Annotated in this window: 2 protein-coding genes and 4 tRNA genes; 5 read left to right on the forward strand and 1 reads right to left on the reverse strand. The window is 37.9% G+C overall.

Annotation, left to right across the window (positions count from 1 at the left end; genetic code table 11):
* Positions 1-93: 93 nt before the first annotated feature.
* On the reverse strand, positions 94-459 hold the full coding sequence (gene amrB, locus SULYE_RS07880) for an AmmeMemoRadiSam system protein B (protein WP_007548263.1): 366 nt from the start codon (positions 457-459) through the stop codon (positions 94-96).
* Positions 460-887: 428 nt separating this feature from the next.
* On the opposite strand from amrB, the gene SULYE_RS07885 reads away from it, so the two are divergent.
* From SULYE_RS07885 to SULYE_RS07905, 5 genes are all read left to right on the forward strand, one after another.
* Positions 888-960 (forward strand) — tRNA-Thr (locus SULYE_RS07885).
* A gap of 23 nt (positions 961-983) precedes the next feature.
* Positions 984-1,066, forward strand: a tRNA-Tyr gene (locus SULYE_RS07890).
* 10 nt (positions 1,067-1,076) lie between these two features.
* Positions 1,077-1,149 (forward strand) — tRNA-Gly (locus SULYE_RS07895).
* Positions 1,150-1,212: 63 nt separating this feature from the next.
* Positions 1,213-1,285, forward strand: a tRNA-Thr gene (locus SULYE_RS07900).
* Between the two features lie 56 nt (positions 1,286-1,341).
* The coding region (locus SULYE_RS07905; protein WP_007548264.1) for a GTP-binding protein at positions 1,342-2,016 on the forward strand (675 nt) is incomplete at its 3' end.

The following is a 2,016-nucleotide window of genomic DNA, read 5'->3' on the forward strand; positions in this document are numbered from 1 at the left end:
ACAAATGTAAAATTTCAAAGTCTTTAATACAACTGCAGAAATGTACTTGAACCTCTAAAGAGTGTTCTCTTTGATGTGGAAGAGTATTTAATGTTAATGGAAAATCCGGATATCTTTTAAGAATTTTATAATCATTTCTTTGTTAACTTTTACTTTTCCAAGGGGGGTTTCCCAGTAATCATAAAATCCATAAGAAACTCCATTAAAATATACATGGTGGGACGGTCCTATCAGTAAAATTTTGTAATGTTTGTTTGGGTCAAGGTTTAAAAGCTGCTTATATGAAACTGCCGCAACAGGTCCAGAATACATATATCCTGCATGTGGAACTACTATCCCTTCAGGAACATAGTCATACAAGGGTGCTTTATTCAAATAATTTTTGATTGTATATAAAAGTCTCTCTTTATCTCCGGTATAGAACATATTCGCAACAGCTGGTTTTCTTACTGTTAGCATGAATAAATTCCTCATCATCATTTTTGTACAAATTAAAGTTATACTGAAATAAACCATTTTCAATAAAAAAGTCGGGTCGAGTTTTGCTTTTTATATTTTGTAGCTAAAAGAATCCTGTGCTATTTCAAACTTAAAGTGTTCCAAAAATAAACATTATTAATCTGCAGCCGGCGAAGAATTTCCTGTTTTTTCCTTCTTTTCAAAAAAACATTAAAAAATGAGATTCTTCGGACTTACGTCCTCAGTATGACAGGAAAAGGTAAACTTACAAAAATTTTAGAACAACCTCTTTAAAACTTCTCACCACCTTAAGATTTATGCTATAATATTATCCTTGGCTTGCAAAAAGTTTAAAAATAGAAATAAATATAAAAAAGTACTTGACACAAATCAGATAATCGGATATAATATTTATCTCTAAAGTTTAAGCCGGTGTAGCTCAGTCGGCAGAGCAGGTGATTTGTAATCACCAGGTCGTGGGTTCAAGTCCCACCGCCGGCTTTAAATTTTAGAATTTAGAATATGGAGAGGTAGCCAAGCGGCCAACGGCAGGAGACTGTAAATCTCCCGGCGAAAGCCTTCGGCGGTTCGAATCCGTCCCTCTCCATATCGTACATGCGGGAGTAGCTCAGTTGGTAGAGCATCTGCCTTCCAAGCAGATGGCCGCGGGTTCGAGTCCCGTCTCCCGCTCTCCAATAAAACCAAGACGTAAAAAGGCTGTAGTAGTCTTTTTACGTCTTATTATGTTTTTATGCCCAGGTAGCTCAGTCGGCAGAGCACACCCTTGGTAAGGGTGAGGTCGCGGGTTCAAGTCCCGTCTTGGGCTCTGACAGAGGTTTGATAAAAATAAATGCTCTTCTTATATTTAGGAGGTAAAAATAAATGGCAAAAGAGAAATTTGTAAGAGGAAAAGAACACTTAAACGTAGGAACAATAGGGCACGTTGACCACGGAAAAACAACATTAACAGCAGCAATCACATACGTACAAAGCAAAAAAGGATTAGCAAAATTTGTTGGATACGGAGACATAGATAAAGCTCCAGAAGAAAGAGAAAGAGGAATTACAATCAATATCACACACGTAGAATATGAGACAGAAAAAAGACACTATGCACACGTAGACTGTCCAGGACACGCAGACTACATAAAGAACATGATCACCGGTGCAGCACAAATGGATGGAGCGATCCTTGTAGTATCAGCGGCAGATGGACCAATGCCACAAACAAGAGAACACGTACTCCTTGCAAGACAAGTTAACGTACCATACATCGTAGTATTCTTAAACAAATGTGACATGGTAGACGACCCAGAACTAATAGACTTAGTAGAAATGGAAGTAAGAGAACTGCTAAGCAAATATGACTTTCCAGGAGATGAGGTACCTGTAATAAGAGGGTCAGCACTTGGAGCATTAAACGATGACCCAAAATGGTTTGCATCAGTGGAAGAGCTATTGAAAGCAATGGATGAATATATACCAACACCTCCAAGAGAAACAGACAAACCATTCTTAATGGCAGTAGAAGACGTATTCACAATAACAGGAAGAGGA

Origin of the sequence: Sulfurihydrogenibium yellowstonense SS-5 (genome assembly GCF_000173615.1) — a bacterium.
Taxonomy (GTDB): domain Bacteria; phylum Aquificota; class Aquificia; order Aquificales; family Hydrogenothermaceae; genus Sulfurihydrogenibium; species Sulfurihydrogenibium yellowstonense.